Source organism: Bacteroides sp. HMSC067B03 (assembly GCF_001811315.1).
Lineage (GTDB): Bacteria > Bacteroidota > Bacteroidia > Bacteroidales > Bacteroidaceae > Bacteroides > Bacteroides faecis.
Genome location: NZ_KV804301.1, coordinates 93,844 through 120,416 on the forward strand (window position 1 = coordinate 93,844; position 26,573 = coordinate 120,416).

Sequence of the window (26,573 nt, forward strand, 5' to 3'; positions counted from 1 at the left end):
CCTTTACTTGCTGTACATTATAACTCAACGCTTTTTGTTCACGTTTGATACCCAACGCAGTAACTACTACTTCGTCTAATGTCTGAGTATCTTCTCCCATCACAACCTTTAGGGGTTGGGCGTTAGCAAGCGTGATTGATTGGGAGATATGCGGAGTAGTATGAGAGAAGAACATCTCATACTAAATATAACCATTAATATTTGTATTTGATAATTCATATATTTGTGTAAATATATGAATTGTTGAGTGGATAGTTCTGTCTCTTTATTTATGTTGTTATTATTTACAATGTATAGTAAAAACAAAGGCTGCCTCATTCCAAAGGCAGCCTTTTCTATATGTACAATTTATTGTAGTTTGTTGCTATTCTTGCGGTGGGAATATAAACCCGTTCCCTTTGTTATCATCAAAAGAATAACTTGATGGCTTGGGTAAATTCTTACCATTCTTACTCCAGTCCCAAAGCAGAGTCTCATCCTCTGTAATTTCTCCGGTAGCACTATCCCTCTTCTTCCCATTCAATGGATAATAAAGCAGTAAATTGTCATCGTCAGGATTTACCATCTTCCATATATTCGAAGCTATCTCTTGCGAAGTTCTGGCCGTTTTCCAAAAACGAACCTCACGAATCAGCTCGTTTGAACCACCAATCCAAAAGCCAATCAATCCATAAGGACCTGTTCTGATTTCCCGGTCAGCAACCAGCACTCCGTTCACGTATACATAATTCTTTTGACCATCATATACGAAAGCTAACATATACCAAGTGTCAGGCTGTGCAGAGAATTTGTCAGCGGGAACATCAATCTGAGAGCTTCCCGTCTTAATTTGTAATTGATTAGGGTTAATAGTTACATCACCGAAACGAGTATAAATCTCATCCATAGGACCAGCATTGGCAACCAATTTAGTTCCACAAATAGAACGATTGTTACTTTTGTAACTAGCCCTATTGACCATAACTTCCATTGTCCATTGATCAACTTTGAAATCGTTAGGGAACATTTTATCATCCTCGCTCCCCGAACCACTTCCACTTGTACTTATCCGGAGCGCTTTTGTATTCACTCTTTGCTCAAGTACAAGTAAAGTCTCTTCTTGCCCTCTGATAATATTCACGTCACCTCCTGTAATACGTATAGGCAAAGCATAGTTACCTTCTAGTGAGAATTTTACATTCTTCAAAGAAATAGGAACATCCATCATTGCATAAAGAGGCATAAATGTTATTTTCTGTGAGATCTCATACATCTCTTTAGGAAGTACTATATAGTTAGTTCCATTTTTAGCATTATAAGCATCTAACTGAGCTTGATTACCAGCCTCCAATGTAACTTTTATTTCTTTAGTATCTTGAACAGCTAAAGCTACTTGCAACCCTTTAATTTCCACATCTTTGCCTTCTTCCACAAAGCTTTGTAATACGCCGTTATTAGCTATATATACTCCTTGCTCACTTTGAAAATCATCCAAAGGATTTTTATATAACTCATTTTGACAACCTGTTAAGAATAACAGAACAGCTAAATAAATATTCTTTTTCATAATAGTCATTCTTTAATATTAATCGAACTTACCAGGATATACCTGATTACCAAAATACAAGGCTTTTCTCAACCATTTGTAAGGAGGGTCATTCGGGTAGTCATACTCCATATGATAAGTACCTATACCACCTATTCTCTTACCACTGGGCAAATCGAGTGTTGCATAGTCAAGAATCTGATTCCCTTCCATACTGTTCAATTCAGGACGCACACTTGTATAATAAGTTATACCACCAGTTTTCCACCCTTGTTCAAATTCTACGGTAATAATTGTTTTACGCTCCCAATCGTCCAGATTCGGTTTATTTATTTTATGAATTACAGAACTAGTACTTGATTCCCAATATGCTTGATAGATATAATGATCAACCAATTTTGAAGTTTCTGTAGATAAGAGATCCGGCTGACCATCCATAACTAACATTCTTCCAGCAGGACGTAGACGGGCACTTAAAGTTTCAATGAAAACCTGCATCTTATTATTGCCGCTAGGACTGATTGTCTGGTAGTTTGCTAAAGTTCCGGAATGTCCATATCCAGGTTCGTAGTCAATATCAAAACCATCAAGATTGTACTTTTCAATACTATCACAAATAGCATTTGCATATGCTTTTACTCCTTCAATGAAGTTTCCTTGTCCCTTTTCTTCTACCCAATATTGCGTTGCATTCAATCCTTTAGGAGTCAACTGATCTCCCAAATCTTGAATAATCCAACATAATAATGCCTTTCCTCCTTTTACTTCTTGGAAGAATTTCAAATCTGCTTTCTGTTCATCAGAAAGGTAACCTCTTGTTCCCCAAAGAGATACAAAATCTACACTATCGGGTAACATCTTCAAATAATTTTGAGCGTTGTTTCCTTTTCCAGTCCAGTTACCAAACCAACCAAAGCCTTTCACATGAGGAGTTTTTCTATATTCTCTTATTTGAGCGAAATATTCACGCATGGTCGGTGTAAGATCTTCTTCGGTTTGGGCTTCTATTAGGGGAATCAGACGGTGCATTCCTTCTTGATTCTCAAAAACCTCTCTTTCTTCAGATGTCCAGTCAGAACAGCTTAGTATACTTAAGGCAGATATACCTATACACAAATACTTTAATAATTTCATAATTTTCTTTTCTTAACAATGAATATCATTATTACTGATTAGGTTGTTTGGGCCTGTTTGAACGTACCCACCATAATTTAGTAGCTCCTATATCTCCACCTCCCAGCAATGTTGGAATTTCAGCCATATTAGGATTGGAATTATAGGCTGTAGGAGCAAATCTAAAGCGTTCAGGAACTCTGCAATCTTCTATTGAGGCGCCAATTCTTCCAGGAGCAGCTTCATCCATAGGTTTCATTAAATATGGGAAACCGGTTCTGCGATATTCGGTCCAAGCTTCCACAGCGTTCGGATATAGTGCCAGATATTTTTGCGTAATAATTTTCTGTAACTGTTCTTCTTGCTTACTCAAATTTCCTGTGTAATCATCCCATTTGGGTGAAGTATTTCCAATGCTTAAATCATGGTTATAAGTGCCATATTTGTAATTACTACCAGTGAGTCCGGTTGGTTTACCTGTTCCTGACAGGTATGTGGCAACTCCACTGACTCCTTGCTCTTGAAATGAAATATTTATTCCTTGTTCATAGAACGTTCTGGGGTCACCACCTATCAAATTGTAGAGAGCAGCTTCTGCTTTCAGAAAATAAGTTTCGGATGCTCTGAACCAATATAAAGGAGAATTGGAGTCTACTTTCGGACGCGATGCAAATTTTGCAGAATATGAGGTTTCCGATTTAGATTTACTATTCGTCGGTGCAACCGGAAAATAACCTGTTTGCGCCCAACTGCCAGATCCATATGTTCCTTCAGTAAAATATGCACTTAACCTAGGGTCTTTATATCCGTCCAAATATCCCCAAATAGTGGCGCCCATTCTTGTTTCGTTATATTCATTGACAGATGCTAACATTGAATTCAGCAATGGCATTTTGTCTGAACTTTTGATCTTTGCTTCACTTGAAATATCTTCGATAACACCGCCATTTTTAGGATCTAATGCTTTCGTAATATATTCTTTAGCCAAAGTCTCATCTATAAAATGTACTCTGACAGCTATTCTCAACATTAATGAGTTAGCCAGTTTTACCCAGTTTTGAACATTGCCATTGTATATCAAATCGTACTGGCCCATCACACTATAAGATATTGTGTTCAGCAATTCTACTGATTTTGACAAATCAGCCAGCATGCTTCTGTAAACAACTTCCTGGCTGTCGAATTTTGGCGCAATACTTCCATCACCTGCTGAGTTATAAGCAATAGGACCAAAAACGTCTGTAGCTCGCAACCATGCTATATTTCTGACAATATTAGCAATCTCCAATATAGCTTGTTCTGATGGGGAATCCGAATCTTTAGCGATTTCATATATTTCATTCCAGGGCAAAAAGATTTGCGAGTAAAAGTTCTGATATGCATAATTCATTCTACTATCTGTAAAATTCCAATTAGCCTCATTATTAAATCCCCAATTATTATTATTGCCAAAATAACCAATATAGTTACCGGAAGATATCAAATCAGTATTTTGTAAATCATTTCCAGGTCCAGTTGTCAAACTAGGTGAACCTATAGGGATCACTCTTTGCTGCATATTCATGAAACGGGCACCATATTTAAGAGGACCTAATTCCCCATCGGAGACACCGTAAGGATTGGTATTGACAGCTTCATAATCACAAGCTGACATAGAACAAAGTGCCAAAAGCAGAATTATATATTTTTTCATATTCAATTCCTTTATTTATTTTAGAATCCAAATTTCAAACTCAATCCATAAGTAGACTGGCTGGGTAACATAAAATAATCGTATCCTTGACCAAAAGTACCAGTGGAAGCTGTTAGTTCAGGATCATAAGGGGCCTTATTGTATATCATCCATAAATTAGTACCGTATACTGACAAGCTCAAATTATTAACAGTTCCTTTAAACCATTTATTGGGGAAAGTATAAGTTAGTCTGGCTTCCTGCAATCTCACATTAGTTGCTGAGTATGTATAGTAGGCATCCAAATTAGAAACTGCATCATAATAAGTTTTTGGATCAACTTTGAAATATCCTAATGATACACCACCTGCATCACGTGCATCTGCTGATGCTTCAGATACTCCATATCTGTCTAACATAGCTTGTGTTTTAGATATTACGATTCCTCCAATACGAGCTGTGAACAACAAGTTAAGATTAAATCCTTTGTAACTAAATCCATGCTGCCATCCCAAATTCCATTTAGGATTCACGCTACCAAGCTTGTAGGGTGTGGTGGCTTCTGTAGTTAATGCTTGACCTGGCTGATAGTCTACATAATTATCACCATCTCTTTTTAGCCATTCATTTGCATATACAGTACCAATTTCTCCTCCTTCTCTCAAACGGAAACGCCCAACCTGAATATCCGTTAAATCTATCAAGGTATTTGTTACCGGATTCAAGACATCGCGTGCCAATTGGATAATTTTATTTTTATTTGTCGTTGCAGTGAACGTTGTACTATAATTAAAATTACCAAATTTCTTGTCAAATCCTAAACTTAATTCAAGTCCTCTATTCTGGACATTACCAGCTTGTACAAACATATATTCAAAATTACTACCCAATGTAGCTTTCAGTAACTGATTATATGTATTTGAATGATAATACGTAACTCCGAAAGTTATTGTATTATTAAACCATTTGGAATCAAGACCTACTTCATAAGAACGAGTTCTTTCAGCTTTCAGATTGGAAATCGGATAATATTTAAAAGGTTTAAAGGTTCCTCCTTCAAGTTCGTGAGTGAGTGTTCCGGGAGTTAATCCTGTATAAGGGATCGGCGAACCTACCTCTGTATATGAAGCTCTGACTTTCAGGAAACCTAAAGTTGGCTCTAATTTTTCTTTAATATTATTGGGTAACAGTTCAGTAATGATGGCAGACAAACCAACTGAAGGATAGAAAATCCACGGATCATCACTGTTTACCAATTGAGAAGGCTTATCGGCTCTCCCTGTCAAGGTTAGGTATAAGGCCGAATTCCATGATACCTCAGCAGAAGCAAATACAGCAAAATTTCTCCTGCGACTGTCTCCACCGGTTTGACTTGCGGTGCTCTGCGTCGGGTCTATATTGCTATATACAAATTTATTCGGTACTAATAGTAACTGTCCTCCATATCCACGTCCTTTTGTATCATATTCTTCGAAAGAAGTTCCTGCATTAATCGTAGCATGATAGATTTCAGCAAACTGTTTATCGAAGTTTACCATTATATCTGCATATTTCTGTCGAAACGTCTCGTTAGAGTATGTATAGCGTCCGTTTGTACTAGCATATGTGTTTATGGTAGATGCATAACGTTTATCTTCCTTTTCAGTATAGGTATTATCTAAACGTACACGACCTGCCACATTCAAATAGTTGGTAATATCGTACTTTAAAGAGGCATATAACATATAACGGTCTTTTACTTCCGGACGAATGTTACGATAGGCAATCCAATATGGATTTTGTATATCCATACCAAAATCTCCGGGACTCCATTGCTGTTGAGAATATCCGAGTTCACTATTATAGCGTTCAAAATACTTCTCTTTCTCAAAATCTTCACCGCGCGGATATAAGTATGCGCCAACAATTGGATTAAAATAAGTTCCATAAGAAATCATATTGTTATAATACTCACGTATATAACTTGCAGATGCATCTAATGTCAGCTTATCATTCAAGAATTTAGCAGTATTTCTCAATGTCACATTGTAACGGTGGTACTTGTTATTGGGGACAATACCATCAGAATTTACAGCAGCAATCGAAAAATAAGTCTGATTCTTATCGTTTCCGGTTGAAAGATTAAATGAATTATTAAAGGTTGTCCCTAATTCAAAGAAGTCTTTAGGATCATACGATGATTGATTTTCCAGTTTATCTCCCCACGAATAATAGTTTCCTGATATTCCATATCTATTTTGGAATTTAGGCATTGTGAGCGGTGTCATAAACTCTACTGAAGAAGATACATCTATACGCATTTTTCCAGCTTCGCCTTTCTTCGTATTGATTAAGATTACTCCATTTGCTGCACTTGCTCCATACAATGCTGCAGCAGACGGTCCAGTCAATACTGACACGCTTTCAATATCATCTGGATTGAAATTGGCGATACCTTCACCTGAAGTTCTGCCACTTCCGAATCCTGTTCCGTCGCCAGTTCTGTCAGCTTGATTACCAATTGGTACACCATCAACTACATATAGAACATTGTTATCTCCGCTAATAGATTTGTTACCACGCATTGTAACACGAGTACTACCTCCTACACCGGAAGCACTACGTTGTATATTCACACCAGCCACTTTTCCGTTTAGACTATTGACGAAGTTAGCATCCTTTACGGAAGTTAAAGCATCATTGTTAACTTTCTGCACATTATAGCTAAGTGCTTTTTCAGAACGTTTGATACCCAAAGCAGTAACAACAACTTCATCCAATTTTTGCGTATCTTCGCCCATTATTATTTTCAGTGGTTGGGCGTTGGCTAACGTGATTGCTTGGGAGTAATGAATTTATAGCTCTTTTCATATTTCTTTATGTTCTATTTTTAAGAATAGCCAAGTGGTCAAAGTCTATGAAATCTAATAAATAGCAAAAAAATGTATAATTTATTGCGAGATTATGCGATGTATTTGCATAAAATAATCGCTTAGTGCATAAAAATGTCATCTTCCATTCCATGAAAGAGCTTTAAAACATATGAACGAGCCAGTCGTTGGTTTAAAAGGAACGGCATTTTGGTTTTAAAGGAAACATCAATTCCTTTAAAACCAAGATAAATATGAGTACTTTGAAAGAACTTTTTCTCTATTTGGTTTATTTTTTCGTCTGATTCTGAAATGACAATATGATTCTACATATTGTTATTTATATTATAATGTCTGTGTTTTGCACGATTTAATAACCATATAATTATTAATAACGTTTATTTAAATCATGCCGTTGAAAATAAATTGAGAATACAAGCTTTATTTCTAATTCTTATATAGTTTAATGTAATATATTACATTATAGGTACATTAAATATGCATTTTTTTAAGAATGTGCTGATTTTACTGATTTCATGTTTTCTATTGTTTATAAAATGCGACATTACAAGATATGATTAGCCGTATGGCTAATCATATCTTGTAATGATATTAGACACAATGAGATTTTTCTATAATTCATCATATTATCGTATACTCATTTATTTTATGCCTATGCAATAAACACAAAAAGTAGCGTTGTGCATACAATTTGCATGCACCATTCAAATTTACATTTTATGATCGAAATTAGTCAGTAGTCGGGCATTTCTAATCCTCTCTTCCTTTTCAAAACATGCTAAATAATTCTCAGTAACAGCTAAATTGGAGTGACCAAGACTTTCGGAAATATAAGAGGTTTTGGCTCCACCACGTTTTAATACTGTCGCAAATGAATGTCTTGCTGTATAAGTGGTCAACTGAGCGATACCTGTACCTTGGGCTATTTTCTTTAACTTTCTATTACATTTAGTAACGATACGACGCACTAATCTGATCTTTTCAAAAGCATCTTCATCCCCTTTGGCATATTTGAAAATGTAGGTCTGCGGACTTACATTGGGGTTTCCCCACTTATGAATGATATCCCACATCTCAGGAGTTATAGTAGCACGTATTTCTTTACTATGTTTAGTTGTCCTGGATGTTTTGGAACGTATAAAACAAATTTCTCCATCTACAATATTTGAGTACTGGAGAAATAACAGATCCATAAAATTAATTCCATTACATAAATAAGAGAAGAACCATAAATCACGAAATTCCTCTAATTCATTGGTAGAATCTTGGAAAGACATGACTCTCTTTATCTCAGGGAGAGTGAGAGCTAGTTTTCGACCATGTCCTTCTGGTATTTCATATTTATTCTTTCCAAAAGGAAATGATGATTCTTTCAATATTCCATCTCGTACAGCACGGTTTAATATGCACTTTAAGGTTCGAAAATAAATACTCACGCTTGAATAGCTTTTACCGTTAGAAATCCAAAAACGTTCACAGTGCTTCAGCCACTCCACTGTTATTCTGTCTAATGGAATATTGATACCACCAAAACTTTCTAAACTCTTCAAGGCACTTCGATAATTTAAATATGTACTTGCCTGCTCATTATCCTCTAATTCCTTCATCTTTAATTCGAAAGCTGTACGCAAATTAATTTCTTTCGTATGCCTTCCAAGTCTAATACTTAATATTTCAAAACTAAATTCTCCTTTTTGGATAAGTTCGCTGACTTGTTGTTTTATAATAGAAAAACTACTTTCTATATCAGCTCTTACCTCCATTAATAACTGACTTTTTGCCTTTAACAATCTATCCCAGTCTTCTTTTGACAATTCTTTCCCCGTAGAATAATATTTCTGTTTTCTCCGAAATACTACCTGAACTTTAACTGGAAATAATCCATTAATTTTAGCTCTTCTGATGTCTAATATGGTCAATACAGAAACTCCATCTTTTGAATATTTGAACATAAAATGATGCTTTATATCTATCTGTTATTTGAATATATGCAAATTGCATGCAAATGTAATAAATTGAATAGTTTTTCAGAATTACTTAATGCTCTATTTATCAAATGATTATGTACTTATTTTTCAAAAAAATGCTTAGCCTAACCATTTTTTACGAAAAAAAATCTTATTTTCGTTTAGTATGGTTGCAGTATTAAATGTATTACTGATGAATAAGCGCTTATGAAAAATCATTTTTAGTGTAACCTTTAAATTTATAAATATGAGAAACAGAGATACATAGATCCTTTGTATGAGTGGCGGTTATATTTATTATCCGCACATGTTTGTTAACTACCTAAAAACTATTTCTAATTAAAAAGAATAAGATGAAAGAAATTATAAAACACAAGTTTCCATACTTGTTATTTTTCCTTTTATTGTTTTCGAGTTTTGCCTCAGCTTATGGGCAGGAACGAATGATTACCCTTAATCTATCGAAGGTACCTCTAAATACTGCATTGAAAGAGATAGAGAAACAAACTTCAATGTCAGTAGTATACAACACAAATGACGTCGATATTAATCGTGTCATATCTATTAAAGTTTCTAAAGAGTCGCTGACTAATGTTATGGGTCAGTTGTTTAAAGGAACAAATATCAGTTATTCAATAGTCGATAAACATATTGTACTTTCTACTAAGAAAGAAGTAGAACAACAGAAAAAAACACCAATCGTTGCAACAGGAACAGTAACAGATGCACAAGGTGAACCTTTGATTGGAGTTAGTATTCTAGTGAAAGGAACCGCTACTGGTGCAATTACTGATATGGATGGAAATTTCAAAATACAAGCAGCCAAAGGTGATGTATTAGAAATCTCCTATATCGGTTATGCCTCCCAATCAATCACATTAGCTAATACACAACCACTAAAAATAGTGATGGGAGAAGATACTCAAACATTAGAAGAAGTAGTTGTAACCGCATTGGGTATTAAGCGTGAACAGAAAGCGTTGAGTTATAATGTACAGCAAGTAAAGGGAGAAGCTTTAACAGCGGTGAAAGATGCCAACTTTATCAATTCGCTTGCAGGTAAAGTAGCCGGTGTGCAGATAAGCAGCGGTGCTACAGGTGCCGGTGGTGCTACACGTGTTGTAATGCGTGGTATGAAGTCATTGACCAAGAATAACAATGCTTTATATGTGATTGACGGTGTACCTATGTTTAACACTGGTTCAAGTGGTGGTGACGGTCAGTACGGATCAATGGGTGGTTCTGATGCAGTAGCAGACTTAAACCCGGACGATATAGAAAGTATAAGTATGATGACCGGACCGTCAGCTGCTGCCCTTTATGGCTCTGCCGCAGCCAATGGAGTAGTCCTGGTTAACACAAAGAAAGGGAAAAAAGAAAAGATATCACTTACTGTTTCCAATAGTACGACCTTCTCCAAGGCATATATTATGCCTGAGATGCAGAACAGATACGGAACAAGTTCAGGCTTGTTCAGCTGGGGAGATCTGACAGATAAAAGATATGATCCGAAAGACTTCTTCAATACCGGTAGTAATATCATAAACTCCATTACATTATCGACAGGAAGCGATAAAAATCAGACTTACTTCTCAGCTTCTACGACAAATTCAGATGGTATTTTGCCCAATAACAGCTACAACCGCTATAACTTTACCGCACGTAATACTACTAACTTCCTGAATGATAAGTTGACACTGGATATCGGTGCACAATACATCATACAGAATAATACCAACATGGTATCTCAGGGACAATACTACAACCCCCTACCCGCTTTGTATCTATTTCCACGCGGAGATAATTTTGATGAAATTCGTCTGTACGAACGTTACGATACAAATTACGGATTCATGAAACAATACTGGCCTTATGGCGACGGTGGATTGTCATTGCAGAATCCATACTGGACTCAAAACCGTATCAGACGTACCTCTGACAAAAAGCGTTATATGTTGAATGCCTCCCTAAAATGGAAAATTACAGACTGGTTAAATATCACCGGACGCGTAAATCTGGATAATTCGGACTATCGTAACAAAACAGAGAAATATGCTTCAACGCTTGCTACTTTCTGTTCTGTTAACGGTGGCTTTGAAGATGCTATGCGCCAGGAACGTTCTTTATATACTGACGTACTGGCTACTGTTGATAAAACATTCGGAGATTTCCGTCTAAATACCAATATCGGTATGTCACTTTATCACACTTCCATGCAGACAATCGGCTTTGCAGGTGACCTGATAATCCCTAACTTCTTTGCACTGAATAATATTAATTACGCTGCAAACTATAAACCACTACCGGACGGATACGATGACGAAGTACAAAGTATATTCGCTAATGTCGAATTAGGATGGAGAAGTCAACTTTACCTCACGTTGACCGGACGTAATGATTGGGATTCCAAACTGGCTTTCTCCAATCAGTCTTCATACTTCTACCCATCTGTCGGCTTATCGGCTGTACTGACAGAAATGTTTGCTCTGCCTAAAATCATATCTTATGCAAAAGTACGTGGGTCTTACACTGTTGTAGCCTCTTCTTTCGACCGTTACCTGACTAACCCGGGATATGAATACAACAGCCAGACTCATAACTGGGCAAACCCGACAGTTTATCCAATGAATAATCTGAAACCTGAAAAGACCAAATCATGGGAAATCGGTTTGAATTTAAAATTTTGGGAAAATCGCTTTAATCTGGACGCAACCTATTATCGTTCCAATACTTTGAACCAAACATTTAAAGTAGATATTCCTTCTTCCTCCGGATATAATAAGGCTATTGTACAAACTGGTAACGTACAAAATCAGGGAATTGAGCTGGCACTTGGCTTTACTGACGAATGGGGAGGATTCAGATGGGCCTCAAATGCTACATTCACCCTAAACCGTAATAAAGTGAAACGTCTGGCAGGTGGTAGCACTAATCCCGTAACAGGCGAACTGATTGACATGCCGAACATGCCTGTAGGATGGCTCGGTAAAGAGAATGTGGCTCCCCGGGTGATCTTAACAGAAGGAGGTACAATGACTGATATCTATGTATACAATGAATTGACCAAAGATAATAACGGAAACATAAAAGTAGATTCTCAAACCGGAGGACTTAGCATGCATACAGCAGAGACTCCTACCAAAGTCGGAAACTTGAATGCCAACTATAATTTAGGATGGACAAACAATTTCACATATAAAGGTATCAATCTGGGAGTCGTTCTTTCCGCACGTGTAGGTGGGTTAGCATATTCAGCCACACAAGGTGTTCTTGACTACTATGGTGTATCAAGTATTACAGCCAATGCGCGTGACAATAAAGGTGTACCAATGAATAACGGAAAAGTCGATACACAGAAATACTTTCAGACTATCGGTACCGGTGAAGGTGGTTATGGAAGATATTATTTATACAGTGCTACCAATGTCCGCCTCCAGGAACTTAGCCTTAGTTATACACTTCCCAAGAAATGGCTGAACAATGTCGCCAACGTGACTTTCGGTCTTGTGGGACGTAACCTGTGGATGATCTATTGTAAAGCACCGTTTGACCCAGAGTTGTCAGCTTCTACGTCAAGTAATTACTATATGAATGTGGATTACTTTATGCAACCGAGCATGCGCAATATAGGATTTAATGTGAAAGTACAGTTCTAAATTAATGAGAAAATTATTATGAAGAAATATCTAAGAAATATAACAGTCGGTACTGCTTTGGCATTAGTTGCCGGGAGTTGTACTGGTAATTTTGAAGAATACAACACCAATCAATTCCAGATTCATGAAGCTGATCCTTCTACTTTGATGAAGTCAATGATTGAGACGATTGTAAACATTCAGCAGAATGACTCACAGATGATGGATCAGATGGTAGGTCAACTAGGAGGCTATCTGACATGTGCGAATGTATGGAGTGGTACTAATTTCGGCACATTCAATCAAAGCGATGCCTGGAATGCAGGTCCCTGGAATACCAATTTCGAGAAAATATACGGTAATTTCTTTCAGATACAGGAAGCAACCAATGAAAGCGGTCATTATTATGCTTTTGCACGTATGATACGGGCCATAACTATGTTGCGTGTTGCCGATTGTTACGGTCCGATGCCTTACAGCCAAGTGAAAAAAGGTAACTTCTATGTAGCTTATGACACAGAAGAACAAGTCTACAAGAATATAATGGAAGACTTTGCAAGTGCTGCAAACGTACTCTACAACTATTATAAAGACACTAATGGTAATGCCCCTCTCGCCAGCAACGACCCCGTATTCAGCGGCAATTATGCCAATTGGGCAAGATTAGCAAATTCTATGCGACTGAGAGTTGCTATCCGCATTAGCACAGCATATCCGGAGATGGCAAAAGAGAACGCAGAAGCTGCTGTAGCTCATGAAGCCGGGTTGATTGAAGCGAATAATGACAATGCTATGATGGATTGCGGCTCACAGACAAACCCATACCAATTGGCTGCTGTAAGTTGGGGTGATTTGCGTGTTAACGCTAATATCGTTGATTACATGAATGGCTACAACGATCCACGTATGTCTAAGTATTTTAATCATTCAACTTTCACTGGTCATACTCAGGAATATGTGGGTATGCGTTCCGGAGAAGATGGTTTTGCCAAAAGTGACGTTGCAGGTTATTCTATACCGGCTATTGCAGGTACTTCCAAGCTACTGGTATTCTGCGCTGCCGAAACTGCATTCCTTCGTGCAGAAGGCAAATTAAAGAACTGGTCTGTAGGCAGCAAATCAGCTAAAGAGTACTATGAAGAAGGAATCAAACTCTCCATGGAACAATACGGAACAACGATGCCTAACAACTATCTGACCAATACGGAAAAACCGGTTGTATCACATAATAATGATCCCAGAGGTCATGCATACACCATCTCCAACACAGTTGCTGTTGCCTGGAATGACAATGAAGAAGAAAATCTTCAACGTATCATTACTCAGAAATGGATAGCCAACTATCCATTGGGACTAGAAGCATGGGCTGAATACCGCCGCACCGGTTATCCAGAGCTCTATCCTTGCATCGATAATCTGTCTCCATCCGGAGTAGATAGCAAACGAGGTATGCGTCGCCTGAGATTCCCTTATACGGAAGTACAGAACAATCATAATAACTACCAGCAAGGTGTCTCGTATCTGAGAAATGGTGGTCCGGACAATGAAGCCACAGATTTGTCATGGGGAAAAACAAATTAATATAACCTCCTAACTAAAGTTAATATGAAAAAGAATTATTTACTATATTTTTTATTGTTAGCATTGAGCACCCCGATATGGGTGAGTTGTAATGACTGGACAGAATCAGAAGCGAAAGATTACTTCGAAGGTCCCTCTGAAGAATATTATGCAGCCTTGCGTGCATATAAAAAGTCTGATCATCCAAAAGCTTTCGGATGGTTCGGCAACTGGACAGGCGAAGGTGCTTCATTGGTTAATAGCATGGCGGGAATACCTGATAGCGTAGACGTTGTATCTATTTGGGGAAACTGGTCGAATATCACAGAAGCACAAAAGAAAGACCTTCAATTCTGCCAGCAGGTAAAAGGAACTCGTTTCACTATGTGCTTTATTATCACTTCCGTAGGTACACAGATCACTCCGCAACATATATATGACAATTGGGAATCAATGGGATTTGCCAGTCAACAGGAGGCTGTGAATGACTTCTGGGGGTGGCCTTCCGATGAGTCCAATAAAGAGGCAGTTGAAGCATCCATCCGCAAATATGCGAGTGCAATTGCTGATACAATCAATAAATATGGATATGACGGTTTTGACATTGACTACGAACCCAATTATGGTAATTCGGGTAACATTGTAGACGATGATGACAGAATGTTCATATTTGTAGACGAACTTGGCAAATACTTCGGTCCTAAATCCGGAACCGGCAAGTTATTGATCATCGACGGCGAACCACAAAGTATAAAGAACAGACCCGATGTAGGTCCTTACTTTGATTACTTTATCATTCAGGCCTATAAACCCGGTAATGACAACAACCTGGACAAACGACTGATTGATGGCGGTGTGGCAGGTCCGGGACTTGTTCAGACCTACGGCAGTGTAATGTCCGAAGAACAAATCACAAAAATGACCATCATGACCGAAAACTTTGAAGCCGTAGATGCTGCAATGGATGGTGGATATCCTTATATCGACCGTTATGGTAACAGCATGAAATCCTTGGAAGGAATGGCACGCTGGCAACCGAAAAACGGTTTCCGTAAAGGCGGAGTAGGAAGCTATCATATGGAAGCGGAGTATCCGACAAACCCGGAATACAAGAATCTACGCAAAGCTATTCAAATTATGAATCCTTCTACCAAACCGTTAATTAAATATTAATTCACTATGAAACAGATTAAGAACATAAGAAACTTCTTGCTGATATCGCTTATTGCAGGCGGTACATGGATTGGCTGTGATGATGCGAATTATAGCACATTGGATACACATGTCTTTTTCGAAGAAGCTTTAACTGCATCAAGCACTAAAGTGACTGTCATGGGCAGCGGTGAAACTAATGTGACTCTGAATGCTCATATCAGCAATACACAACAAAAAGATAACAGCTACAGCCTGACAATAGATCAGGCGGCTCTTGACGCATACAACAAAGCTAATGGTACCAACTATATCGCATTGCCGGAAACTCATTACACCCTTCCGGACAATATAACGATAAAGGCAGGTGCCTATAACGCAGATCCCATTTCCATACACATTAAAGCATTCTCTGAAGAGATGAACGCATCCGGCGAATCATATGCTTTACCTGTGCGTTTGGTAGCTAAACAGGGCAGCATTGACGTAATGCCCGTTACCGGCAGTCTGGTGATCCTGGCCAATAGCATAATGGAATTCTCTGCTCCACAGTTTGTCGGAAGCACAGAACTCGTAGCCAAGAAATTCTCAGAAGCTCCCGAAACTTACAATGAATTTACTGTCGAAGTACGTTTCCAGGTCAGCAATACCGCCAATCGTAACCGTGCAGTATTCAGCACATCCGGTAGCGACGGTAAGAGCTTGTTATTACGTTTCGAAGACCCGCAAAGCGATAATAATGACCACAAGGCTCACTCATTGGTTCAGATTCAGACTCACGAAACCTATCTGAATCCGACCTACTCTTTCGAACCTAATAAGTGGCAACACCTTGCTGTGACATACAATGGTTCCAAATATCGTATCTACATTAACGGTAAAGACGGAGGCTCAAAAGACGTTGCCGGCGGACCTTGTATATTTGGTAGTATGAGTTGGTTTAGTGGCGGTAGCTGGTGGAGCGGATGTAAGATATTGGTGAGCGAAGCTCGTATTTGGTCCGTATGCCGGTCGGAAATTCAGATTCAGAATAACATGACTATCACAAGCCCGAAATCTCCGGGATTAGAAGCTTATTGGAGATTCAATGAAGGTAAAGGTAATGTATTTGAAGATGCTACCGGCAAAGGACATACTATTACCACAACAGTCACTCCAGTGTGGATAGATAAGATTCTGTCTACGGATGAAGCTACTCCATGGAAATAAAATTAATATAATTACTATGAATAAAGTATCTCAATCTATAATCATTGCGCTCATGAGTGCAATGATTCCCTTCTTCTCATCTTGCAGTGATGATGATTCGGTTAATGAATGGGATATGAGTTACGTTTCTTTATTACCGGCAGATTATTTGCAGCCGACTCCTTCATTCACACTGAAACATGTTGAAGAAGAAGGTATTGAAGGCAGTGTTGAGTTTCAGTTTATGGCTACAACACAAAAAGCCATTGCTCAGGATATAAATGTGCGCTACAGTGTTACTTGTGATGGAATTGATGCAGACAAGATCAATCTGAGTGATAAAAATCTAGTGATAAAAGGTGGTTCTACAGCCTCAGAGCCGATTACCTTAAGTATTACAGACTGGAAGTATCTGGAAAGCACCAAAGAAGCCCTTGACTATACGTTGAAAATCAAGATCACAGATATTGAGTCTACATCGTCGGAAGTCGCAAATGCAGCATATTATCAGGAAATCATCCTGAAAATCTCTAAAACTGCAGAAAAGAAAAAAGAAAGTGTATTGCTGACCAATGCCAAAGACTGGATATTCACCTTTATGGAAGGAGTAGAAAATGCAGAATCAAACTCCGTTGCAGGAACAGGAAGCAATGACGTTGCCACGAATGGAGTACCTTTTTGGCTGACAGTTGACTTTAAAGAAGTAAAAACAGTCACAGGTATTCAAACTACCCATTGGGGAGCCGGATATGCTCCTTCAAAAGTGGAAATATTCTCCTCTGAAAATGGAGACAAGTGGACGTCTATCGGACAATGGGACACGAAAGGAAGAAACCAAACCATCACTTTTGATGAACGGATTAAGACACGTTACCTGAAATATCAGATGGTTACTGTTCCCAGCCGTGTAGATATCACAAAATTCTATATCTATGCATGGGAATAAACATGTGGAATAAGTTTTCCATCAATTAAAAAACAGACAAGAGCAAACTTACAAGGAAAATGTATAAGTTTGCTCTTGTTTTATATAGAGCTAAAATCAACCTTTGACAAACATAAATTAGATAAAATGAGAAAACATCATCTATTAGGAGCTATTCTTTTATGCGGTGGGTTATTTTCCTGTTCTTCAGAAGTCATCCAACAGGCAAATTATGAAATCATTCCTCTGCCCCAGGAAATCAAAATCAGTACTGGTAATTTTGTACTGAACGACCGGACTTCTATTGTTTATCCGAAAGGCAACGATGAAATGCAGCAAAATGCCAACCTACTGGCGACATACATTCGTCAGATGTCCGGCAAAAAGCTGAAAGTTATCGATGAACAGATTACATCGAACGTTATTACATTAACAACGGGACTGAATACAGACAATGCTGAAGCATACCAGTTGAAAGTAACTCCGGATAATATAATTATTAGGGGAGCCTCAGAAGCTGGTACTTTTTATGGTATACAGACATTACGAAAGTCACTTCCGGCAACAAACAAAGGAGATATAAGCCTTCCTGGTGTCGAAATTAACGACTATCCACGTTTCTCCTATCGCGGAGTACATTTAGACGTTTCACGCCACTTCTTCCCTATCGACTCCATTAAACGTTTCATTGATATGATGGCCTTACATAATATCAATCGTCTGCACTGGCATCTGACAGATGATCAGGGATGGAGAATCGAAATAAAAAAACGTCCGGAACTCACGACTATAGGTTCCAAACGTTCAGCAACAGTCATCGGGCACAATTCCGGAGAATACGACGACGTTCCCTATAGTGGATTTTACACACAAGACGAAGCCAAAGATATTGTAAGATATGCCCAAGAACGCCATATCACGGTAATACCGGAAATAGATCTTCCGGGGCACATGCAAGCCGCACTTGCTGCTTATCCCGAATTGGGTTGTACAGGCGGTCCTTATGAAGTATGGAAAATGTGGGGAGTATCGGAGGACGTGTTATGTGCGGGAAATGACAAGACTCTGCTATTTATAGAAGACGTTTTAAGTGAAATGGTAGATATCTTCCCTTCCGAATATATTCACGTTGGCGGAGATGAATGCCCGAAGATACGCTGGGAAAAGTGTCCAAAATGTCAGGCACGTATCAAAGAACTAAGATTGAAAGCCGATAAAAATCATACAGCCGAACAGAAACTACAGAGTTACATCATCAATTATGCGGAGCAGTTCCTTAACGGTAAAGGACGTCGGATCATCGGCTGGGAAGAGATACTGGAGGGAGGATTGGCACCTAATGCCACTGTCATGTCATGGAGAGGTATAGAAGGAGGAATTGAAGCTGTAAAACACAAACACGACGCGATCATGACTCCCAGTTTATTCCTGTACTTCGACTACTATCAGACCATGGATACAGACAATGAACCACCTGCCATTGGCGGATATGTACCTTTGGAAAAAGTATATAGCTACGAACCGGTACCTCAGACACTCACTTCCGAAGAAGCAAAATACATCGTAGGAGTACAAGCCAATTTATGGACGGAATATATTCCTACTTACAGCCAAGTAGAATATATGGAATTACCCCGTATGGCTGCATTATCAGAAGTACAATGGACTATGCCGGAGAAGAAAGACTATGCAGATTTCCTGAAACGATTGCCCGGACTGATTACCATCTATGATCTGAACTACTATAATTATGCCAAACATATTTTTCAAGTAAAATCCCAATACATTCCTGACACAAAAGCCAATATACTGAATGTGGTCCTATCTACTATTGATAATGCTCCGATTTATTATACCCTCGATGGCAATGAGCCTACTGCCGGTTCCAACGTATATACAGATACGTTGAGAATTAATCAAAGCTGCACATTGAAAGCAATCACCATCCGTCCAAACGGTACAAGTACAGTGTTGAAAGAGGAAGTTAAATTCAATAAAGCTACTATGAAGCCAGTAACGATGCTACAGCCCATCAATGAAAAGTATAAATTCGAAGGAAAAAACACACTAATTGACGGGTTGGCAGGCAGCAGAAATTATCGTACCGGACGATGGATTGCATTCTATCAGAATGACCTTGAAGCAGTAATTGATTTACAGCAGGAGACTCCGATAAGCAAAGCATGGGTACGCACTTATGCCGAAATAGGAGAAGAAATTCTCGATTTGCGCAAACTTTCCGTAGCCATATCAAACGATGGGAAAGGATACAAAGAAATAAAATCTGAAGTTTACCCTGTTGCCAGTAAGGAAGATAGAAATGGTATTTATACCCATGAACTATCTTTTGATACAGTGCAGGCACATTATGTGAAAATAACAGCCCGACCGGAATATGACATACCGACATGGCACTGGGGAAAAGGAAGACCCGCATTTATATTCGTAGATGAAATAGGGTTGGAATAAAACCTAAGAAAAGAGTTGCTGTTAAAGGATCTCCGATAAGTTCAAATAAAAAAGGTATGCCATTCAGCGACATACCTTTTTTAAACATTCTCTCTATATCTCTTTATTTTTTAGACAATCGAATAATCCGCCCTTCCTTCTTATAACTGAAGTGATTTGTATGCATCAACACATTCAATATCTCGTCTGGAAGATTATCTGTAGAAAATTCGCCGGTAAAACGTTCAACCTTCAAACTCTCGTCATCATACACAAACTTCAAATCATACAGTTTCTCCATGATATTTGTAATCTCCAGCAATGAATGCTGCTTGAATTTCAGCTTTCCGTTAATCCAGAGCAGAACTTCAGTCAGCTCGGCATATTCTATCAATTCAGCCTGATAAGTTGTTGTATTAATGTTCAACGTTTGTCCCGGCTTCAGCAAGTATCCATTATTTACGGTTCGCGGAGATTCCATTCTTACAGAACCTTGCAACAAAGTAGTCACTACCCTATCCTCTTCTTCACGTGCCCGTACATTAAACTTTGTACCCAACACACAGGTCTTAATATGCTTAGTATTAACAATGAAAGGAGCATGCTTATCACGAGCCACCTCAAAATAAGCTTCACCCGACAAATCAATCTGACGATCCGTACTCCAGAAAGAATTACGGTAAATAAGCTTCGTAGATGCATTCAGCCAAACCTTACTACCGTCCGGAAGTACTGTTTGCGCTCTCTGTCCGCCGGTAGTCATCACTGTATAATCAGAAAGTTTATTGGAAAGCAATCCCCACGCAATTCCACCTGCGAAAACAAGACCTGCCAGAAAAGCGGCTGCCGCGGACGCATAACGTCCCCATCGAACCGATATACTTCTTCGCTTGGCTTTTTTCTCCTTTTCACGTACGAGCGACTTAAACTTCGTCAATGAAGCTTCTGTGTCTACAGCATCCATCACTGCCATACGGTCGCCTACAAAAAGGGTATAATAAAGTTGCTCTAGTATTTGTCGGTTTTCCGGTGCTTCTTCACACCACAATTCTACCTGCCGACATTCTTCGTCATTGCTTCCTCCCCGCAAGTAGTTCACCAAGATAGATTCATCCATGTTCAATCATCCTTTTACTATAAAAAAATATAATACCTCTGTTATTAATACAGTTGACAGCGCAAAGATACTAAACTAAAAAAGAAAAAAATATTTTCTCCCGTTTTATTTCGTTTCTTTCATTGCTTTCATTATTTTTGCTCTGCATAAAAAATAATGAAGAATGCAACAACCTCCTATATACCTAGATATTAACAATAATAAATCTATCATCACCGCCTTAAAGGCAGGCGAAGAATATGTATTCGACGCCGTCTACAGGCACTATTTCAGTAGATTATGTGCTTTTTGTTCGCAATATGTCAGCGAACAAGAGGAGATTGAGGAGATTGTACAGGACACAATGATGTGGTTATGGGAAAACCGTTGTAGCCTTCTAGAAGAGCTGACATTGAAAACGCTTCTTTTTACTATCGTGAAAAACAAGGCCCTGAACCGTATTTCGCATTTTGAAATCAAGCGTAAGGTACATCAGGAAATTACAGAGAAATACGAGAAAGAATTCGATAATCCTGACTTTTATCTGGAAAATGAGTTATTCCGTCTTTATGAGAATGCCTTGAAGCAACTTCCCAAAGATTATCGTGAAGCATACGAAATGAATCGTAGTCACCGGTTGACTCATAAAGAAATTGCAGAGAAGTTGAACGTCTCTCCCCAAACAGTCAACTATCGTATCGGACAAGCATTAAAGCTGTTACGTATTGCCTTAAAAGACTATTTGCCTTTATTCATTCTTTATTTCGGGCCTAATATATTCAAACAATCATGAAACAATTCATACTAAAAGCATGAGCGAACTCCTAGTCTATAAAGCCTCGGCAGGTTCAGGCAAAACCTTTACCCTCGCCGTAGAATATATAAAATTGCTGATACTTAATCCACGCGCCTATCGGCAGATACTCGCCGTTACCTTTACCAATAAGGCGACAGCTGAAATGAAGGAACGTATCCTTAGCCAACTATACGGTATTCAGATCGGTGATAAAGATTCCGAAGCCTACTTGAACCGTATCAAAGAAGAAACAGGAAAAACAGAACTGGAAATACGGGAAGCGGCAGGAATTGCTCTCGGATTTATGCTGCATGATTACAGCCGTTTCCGCGTAGAGACCATTGACTCTTTCTTTCAGTCCGTCATGCGCAATCTGGCACGCGAACTGGAACTCAGTCCGAATTTAAACATCGAACTGAACAACGCAGAAGTACTCAGCGATGCAGTGGATAGCATGATTGAGAAATTAGGTCCTACCTCTCCTGTCCTCGCGTGGCTGTTGGACTACATTAATGAACGAATAGCCGATGACAAACGTTGGAATGTATCGGATGAAGTCAAAAACTTTGGACGTAACATCTTCGATGAAGGATATATAGAAAAAGGAGAAGGTCTTCGTCAACGCCTCCGTAATCCGGATACTATCAAAGAATACCGCAAGCAACTGAAAGCTCTTGAAACAGAGATACTGGAGCAGATGAAAGGATTCTACGAGCAGTTTGAAGGAGAGTTAGAAGGGCACGCCCTGACTGCCGATGAATTAAAAAACGGTTCACGGGGAATAGGCAGTTATTTCCGCAAATTGAATAATGGCATTCTAAGCAATGACATTCGTAACGCGACTGTTGAGAAATGTCTGGATGACGCCAAGAACTGGGCGACAGAAACCTCTCCCCGTTATACCGATATTATAGATCTGGCAAATTCCAGTTTGATACAGATACTGGAAGATGCAGAAAAACTACGTTCTAAAAACAATCTTTTATTAAACAGTTGCCGGCTTTCCCTGCAACATCTCAACAAAGTGCAGCTGCTCGCCAATATCGATGAGGAGGTACGCCAACTGAACCATGACAACAACCGATTCCTTCTGTCAGATACCAATGCCTTGTTACATCAACTGGTCAAGGATGGAGATTCTTCCTTCGTATTCGAGAAGATAGGAACCAACATCCGCAATGTCATGATTGACGAGTTTCAGGATACCAGCCGAATGCAATGGGGAAACTTCAAGCTACTGTTGCTTGAAGGTCTTTCACAAGGAGCAGACAGCCTGATAGTAGGAGATGTCAAACAGTCAATCTATCGCTGGCGAAACGGTGACTGGGGAATTCTTAATGGTCTGAATGACCGCATTGAGCACTTTCCTATTAAAGTAAAAACACTGGCTACCAACCGAAGAAGTGAAACCAATGTCATCCGATTCAACAATCATATATTTACTGCCGCTGTAGATTACCTGAACGGTGTCTACAAACAACAATTGGGCAAAGATTGCGATGACTTACAAAAGGCTTATGCCGATGTTGTACAAGAATCCCCCCGAAGTATGCAAAAGGGATATGTCAAAGCTACTTTTCTGGAACCGGACGAAACACACGACTACATCGAACAGACATTAATTAGTCTGGGGGAAGAAGTAGAACACTTACTCTCTTCCGGTATACGACTGAATGACATAGCGATCCTTGTACGAAAGAACAAAAGTATTCCCCGTATCGCAGACTATTTCGACAAAGAGTTACATTATAAAATCGTATCAGACGAAGCCTTTCGCCTCGATGCCTCTCTCGCCATCTGTATGATGATAGACGCATTGCGTTATCTGTCCGATGAAAACAATAAGATAGCCCGGGCCCAACTGGCAATAGCCTACCAAAATGAAGTTTTGCAGAAGAATATGGACTGGAATACGCTCCTGCTTCTTCCAATAGAGAACTATCTGCCATCCGTATTTCTCGAAAAGCAAAGAGAACTCCGTTTCATGCCTCTCTACGAATTACTGGAAGAACTATTCAGCATCTTCGAGATGGGGCACATCAAAGAACAAGATGCCTATCTGTTTGCCTTCTTCGATGCCGTGACGGATTATTTGCAAAGTAATTCCTCTGAGCTTGACAGTTTCATCCGCTACTGGGACGAGACACTATGCAGCAAAACTATTCCCAGCGGTGAAGTGGAAGGTATCCGGATCTTCTCCATCCACAAATCCAAAGGATTGGAATTTCATACAGTACTCCTCCCTTTCTGCGATTGGAAACTGGAAAATGAAACGAATAACCAACTGGTATGGTGTGCTCCTCAAGAGGCTCCGTTTAATGACATGGACATCCTTCCAATCAATTACTCGACACAAATGGCCGAGTCCATTTACGGGAACGATTATTTGCAGGAACGTCTTCAACTGTGGGTGGACAATCTCAACTTGCTTTATGTAGCCTTTACCCGTGCCGGAAAGAATCTTATCATATGGAGTAAAAAAGGTCAAAAAGGCACCATGTCCGAACTGTTAGCCAATACGCTGCCTGTAGTTGCCCTCAAAGAAGGTACTGATTGGGAAGAAGATTGTTATGAGCAAGGAGAACTATGTCCTTCGGAAGAAGAAAAAGCAAAAACTTCGACTAACAAACTAACTCAAAAACCTGAGAAATTACCCGTCCGCATGGAATCTATGCGTCATGATATTGAATTCCGGCAATCCAACCGTTCCGCTGATTTCATTCAGGGAATCGAAGAAGAAGAATCGGACGACCGTTTTATCAACCGGGGGCGTATGCTGCACACACTATTTTCCGCCATTGAAACGGCAGAAGACATTGATCCGGCTATCGAACGTCTGATTTTCGAAGGGGTCATCGGCAGCAACGAAAAAGCAGAAGAAATACGTGAAGTGGCTCACAAAGCTTTTTCTTCTCCGGAAATTCAAGACTGGTATTCAGGGGAATGGACCTTGTTTAACGAATGTGCTATCATTTACAAAGAAAAAGGGGCTTTACAGACCCGACGTCCTGACCGTGTAATGATGAAAGACGAACAAGTAGTGGTAGTTGACTTCAAATTCGGAAAAGAAAACCTCCAATACAATAAACAGGTTAAAGGGTACATGCAGTTACTCACTAAGATGGGATATAAAAATATCACAGGCTATCTGTGGTATGTGGATGAAGGACTAATTGTAAAAGTGAAATAATGAAGACGGCACCGCTCATAGGAATCAGTCGTCATCGGCTCACTACTGATGGTGAGGGAGTTACTACACTTGTGGCTTTCCATGGTTGTCCATTGCGTTGTAAGTATTGCCTCAATCCGCAATCTCTGCATTCGGAAGGCATATGGAAGCACTATGACTGCATGCAGCTTTATGAGGAAGTCAGACTGGATGAATTATACTTTCTCGCCACTCATGGAGGAATCACTTTCGGAGGTGGAGAACCTTGTTTGCAAAGTGATTTTATTTATGAATTCCGTCAGCTCTGTGGACAGGAATGGCAACTTTCCGTAGAATCATCACTCAATGTACCACAAGAGAATATAGAGAAACTATTACCTGTCATTGATTATTATATCATCGATATCAAGGACATCAATAATGATATATACCAGCAATACACCGGAAAAGAAAATGAAAAGGTACTGAATAATCTTCATTATTTAATTGAGCATGGAAAAAATGAGCAAATCATTGTTCGTACCCCCATCATTCCCGTGTATAATTCAGAGAGTGACGTAGACAACAGTATCCGTCTTCTAAAAGAAATGGGTATCACCCAGTTCGATCGGTTTACATATAAAACACTTAATACTTACCAGCCATGAAACGAGGAAAACAAACCTGCAAGATATTAAAGGATATCCGCAGACAAATAGCAGAAGCCAACGATATTGAGTTCATTACTTCCAAGTGTCAATATCAAGGAGATTGTCTGGGCACATGTCCCAAATGCGAAGCAGAAGTACGCTATTTAGAGCAACAACTGGAACGTAAACGGATGGCCGGGAAAGCTATAACTATATTAGGGATATCTGCCGGCTTGGTAGCAATGGCACCGATGACTTCCTGTAGTAGTTCCCCTAATAAAGGAAGTAATCAGGAAACTATCAGTGACTCCGCCAATACAAGTGTAATGTTTGGAGAAGTATGCCCGACTCCTATAGAGGATACTATACCTATGGTAGAGAGAGATACAGTAAACAAACAAGAATTACCTGAGCTACCCCAAGAACAGGGATTAATTGAGATCACTCCTATATCAGGCGATATAATAACAGTAAAAGACTCGCTTGCCGACGTATTGGAAGTGGCTGCTGTCATGCCCGAATTTCCCGGAGGAGCACAAGAACTGATGAAGTTTATCACTAAAAATATAAATTATCCGAAAGAAATAGCTCAAGGAGAATTGGGCGCTCAAGGTCGCGTCATAGTTCAATTTATCGTTGATAAAGAAGGAAATATTATTCAGCCTAAAGTGGTGCGTGGTGTAGATCCCTATTTAGACAAAGAAGCATTACGCATTGTCGGTCTTATGCCTAAATGGAAACCGGGAGAGCTGGATGACGGAACGAAAGTTGCCGTCCGATTCACAATTCCCGTAATGTTCAGGCTACAATAAACAAATATATAAGCTA

16 protein-coding genes are annotated in these 26,573 nt (G+C 39.2%); 10 read left to right on the forward strand and 6 right to left on the reverse strand.

Annotation, left to right across the window (positions count from 1 at the left end; genetic code table 11):
* Positions 1–364: 364 nt before the first annotated feature.
* The 5 genes from HMPREF2794_RS06080 to HMPREF2794_RS06100 all read right to left on the reverse strand — a co-directional run bounded on the left by HMPREF2794_RS06080 (position 365) and on the right by HMPREF2794_RS06100 (position 9,132).
* A complete protein-coding gene (locus tag HMPREF2794_RS06080) occupies positions 365–1,546 on the reverse strand; it encodes a DUF1735 and LamG domain-containing protein (protein WP_008761679.1) in 1,182 nt (393 codons plus the stop codon).
* Between the two features lie 18 nt (positions 1,547–1,564).
* Complete coding sequence (locus tag HMPREF2794_RS06085; protein WP_054960643.1) at positions 1,565–2,659, reverse strand: endo-beta-N-acetylglucosaminidase family protein; 1,095 nt, start codon at positions 2,657–2,659, stop codon at positions 1,565–1,567.
* Between the two features lie 31 nt (positions 2,660–2,690).
* Positions 2,691–4,331, reverse strand: coding sequence for a SusD/RagB family nutrient-binding outer membrane lipoprotein (locus tag HMPREF2794_RS06090; protein WP_010537893.1), 1,641 nt, complete (start codon positions 4,329–4,331; stop codon positions 2,691–2,693).
* Between the two features lie 20 nt (positions 4,332–4,351).
* Positions 4,352–7,144, reverse strand: a complete 2,793-nt coding sequence (locus tag HMPREF2794_RS06095) for a SusC/RagA family TonB-linked outer membrane protein (protein WP_083312018.1) — start codon at positions 7,142–7,144, stop codon at positions 4,352–4,354.
* 746 nt (positions 7,145–7,890) lie between these two features.
* Complete coding sequence (locus HMPREF2794_RS06100) at positions 7,891–9,132, reverse strand: site-specific integrase (RefSeq protein ID WP_070751155.1); 1,242 nt, start codon at positions 9,130–9,132, stop codon at positions 7,891–7,893.
* 368 nt (positions 9,133–9,500) lie between these two features.
* Between HMPREF2794_RS06100 and HMPREF2794_RS06105 the strand changes: the two genes are divergently transcribed.
* The 6 genes from HMPREF2794_RS06105 to HMPREF2794_RS06130 all read left to right on the forward strand — a co-directional run bounded on the left by HMPREF2794_RS06105 (position 9,501) and on the right by HMPREF2794_RS06130 (position 20,076).
* Positions 9,501–12,803, forward strand: coding sequence for a SusC/RagA family TonB-linked outer membrane protein (locus HMPREF2794_RS06105; RefSeq protein WP_070751156.1), 3,303 nt, complete (start codon positions 9,501–9,503; stop codon positions 12,801–12,803).
* 18 nt (positions 12,804–12,821) lie between these two features.
* Positions 12,822–14,363 carry a SusD/RagB family nutrient-binding outer membrane lipoprotein gene (locus tag HMPREF2794_RS06110; protein WP_070751157.1) on the forward strand — a complete coding sequence of 514 codons (1,542 nt, stop codon included), beginning with the start codon at positions 12,822–12,824 and terminating at the stop codon, positions 14,361–14,363.
* A gap of 24 nt (positions 14,364–14,387) precedes the next feature.
* On the forward strand, positions 14,388–15,515 hold the full coding sequence (locus HMPREF2794_RS06115) for a glycoside hydrolase family 18 (RefSeq protein ID WP_022301083.1): 1,128 nt from the start codon (positions 14,388–14,390) through the stop codon (positions 15,513–15,515).
* 6 nt (positions 15,516–15,521) lie between these two features.
* A complete protein-coding gene (locus tag HMPREF2794_RS06120; protein WP_010537889.1) occupies positions 15,522–16,703 on the forward strand; it encodes a DUF1735 and LamG domain-containing protein in 1,182 nt (393 codons plus the stop codon).
* 16 nt (positions 16,704–16,719) lie between these two features.
* Positions 16,720–17,628, forward strand: a complete 909-nt coding sequence (locus HMPREF2794_RS06125) for a DUF4999 domain-containing protein (RefSeq protein ID WP_070751158.1) — start codon at positions 16,720–16,722, stop codon at positions 17,626–17,628.
* Positions 17,629–17,754: 126 nt separating this feature from the next.
* Entirely contained in the window at positions 17,755–20,076 is a 2,322-nt protein-coding gene (locus HMPREF2794_RS06130) for a glycoside hydrolase family 20 protein (protein WP_070751159.1), read from the forward strand.
* Between the two features lie 103 nt (positions 20,077–20,179).
* Here HMPREF2794_RS06130 and HMPREF2794_RS06135 read toward each other — a convergent pair whose 3' ends face one another.
* Positions 20,180–21,172, reverse strand: a complete 993-nt coding sequence (locus tag HMPREF2794_RS06135; RefSeq protein ID WP_070751160.1) for a FecR family protein — start codon at positions 21,170–21,172, stop codon at positions 20,180–20,182.
* A 163-nt stretch (positions 21,173–21,335) separates the two neighbouring features.
* On the opposite strand from HMPREF2794_RS06135, the gene HMPREF2794_RS06140 reads away from it, so the two are divergent.
* Genes HMPREF2794_RS06140 through HMPREF2794_RS06155 form a run of 4 tightly spaced genes read left to right on the forward strand, consistent with a single transcriptional unit; the run spans position 21,336 to position 26,557 of the window.
* Positions 21,336–21,944, forward strand: a complete 609-nt coding sequence (locus HMPREF2794_RS06140) for an RNA polymerase sigma-70 factor (RefSeq protein ID WP_010537885.1) — start codon at positions 21,336–21,338, stop codon at positions 21,942–21,944.
* A 19-nt stretch (positions 21,945–21,963) separates the two neighbouring features.
* Positions 21,964–25,137, forward strand: coding sequence for a UvrD-helicase domain-containing protein (locus HMPREF2794_RS06145; protein ID WP_070751161.1), 3,174 nt, complete (start codon positions 21,964–21,966; stop codon positions 25,135–25,137).
* A complete protein-coding gene (locus HMPREF2794_RS06150; protein WP_010537883.1) occupies positions 25,137–25,763 on the forward strand; it encodes a radical SAM protein in 627 nt (208 codons plus the stop codon). The genes HMPREF2794_RS06145 and HMPREF2794_RS06150 overlap by 1 nt, the downstream gene beginning before the upstream one ends.
* Positions 25,760–26,557 carry an energy transducer TonB gene (locus HMPREF2794_RS06155; RefSeq protein ID WP_070751162.1) on the forward strand — a complete coding sequence of 266 codons (798 nt, stop codon included), beginning with the start codon at positions 25,760–25,762 and terminating at the stop codon, positions 26,555–26,557. The genes HMPREF2794_RS06150 and HMPREF2794_RS06155 overlap by 4 nt, the downstream gene beginning before the upstream one ends.
* The last annotated feature ends 16 nt before the right edge of the window (positions 26,558–26,573 follow it).

What these genes read in the sequence shown, in the direction of transcription:
- HMPREF2794_RS06080 (WP_008761679.1), bottom strand. Translation starts at nt 1,546, where the DNA reads ATGAAAAAGAATATTTATTTAGCTGTTCTGTTATTCTTAACAGGTTGT.
- HMPREF2794_RS06085 (WP_054960643.1), bottom strand. Translation starts at nt 2,659, where the DNA reads ATGAAATTATTAAAGTATTTGTGTATAGGTATATCTGCCTTAAGTATA.
- HMPREF2794_RS06090 (WP_010537893.1), bottom strand. Translation starts at nt 4,331, where the DNA reads ATGAAAAAATATATAATTCTGCTTTTGGCACTTTGTTCTATGTCAGCT.
- HMPREF2794_RS06100 (WP_070751155.1), bottom strand. Translation starts at nt 9,132, where the DNA reads ATGTTCAAATATTCAAAAGATGGAGTTTCTGTATTGACCATATTAGAC.
- HMPREF2794_RS06105 (WP_070751156.1), top strand. Translation starts at nt 9,501, where the DNA reads ATGAAAGAAATTATAAAACACAAGTTTCCATACTTGTTATTTTTCCTT.
- HMPREF2794_RS06110 (WP_070751157.1), top strand. Translation starts at nt 12,822, where the DNA reads ATGAAGAAATATCTAAGAAATATAACAGTCGGTACTGCTTTGGCATTA.
- HMPREF2794_RS06115 (WP_022301083.1), top strand. Translation starts at nt 14,388, where the DNA reads ATGAAAAAGAATTATTTACTATATTTTTTATTGTTAGCATTGAGCACC.
- HMPREF2794_RS06120 (WP_010537889.1), top strand. Translation starts at nt 15,522, where the DNA reads ATGAAACAGATTAAGAACATAAGAAACTTCTTGCTGATATCGCTTATT.
- HMPREF2794_RS06125 (WP_070751158.1), top strand. Translation starts at nt 16,720, where the DNA reads ATGAATAAAGTATCTCAATCTATAATCATTGCGCTCATGAGTGCAATG.
- HMPREF2794_RS06130 (WP_070751159.1), top strand. Translation starts at nt 17,755, where the DNA reads ATGAGAAAACATCATCTATTAGGAGCTATTCTTTTATGCGGTGGGTTA.
- HMPREF2794_RS06135 (WP_070751160.1), bottom strand. Translation starts at nt 21,172, where the DNA reads ATGGATGAATCTATCTTGGTGAACTACTTGCGGGGAGGAAGCAATGAC.
- HMPREF2794_RS06140 (WP_010537885.1), top strand. Translation starts at nt 21,336, where the DNA reads ATGCAACAACCTCCTATATACCTAGATATTAACAATAATAAATCTATC.
- HMPREF2794_RS06145 (WP_070751161.1), top strand. Translation starts at nt 21,964, where the DNA reads ATGAGCGAACTCCTAGTCTATAAAGCCTCGGCAGGTTCAGGCAAAACC.
- HMPREF2794_RS06150 (WP_010537883.1), top strand. Translation starts at nt 25,137, where the DNA reads ATGAAGACGGCACCGCTCATAGGAATCAGTCGTCATCGGCTCACTACT.
- HMPREF2794_RS06155 (WP_070751162.1), top strand. Translation starts at nt 25,760, where the DNA reads ATGAAACGAGGAAAACAAACCTGCAAGATATTAAAGGATATCCGCAGA.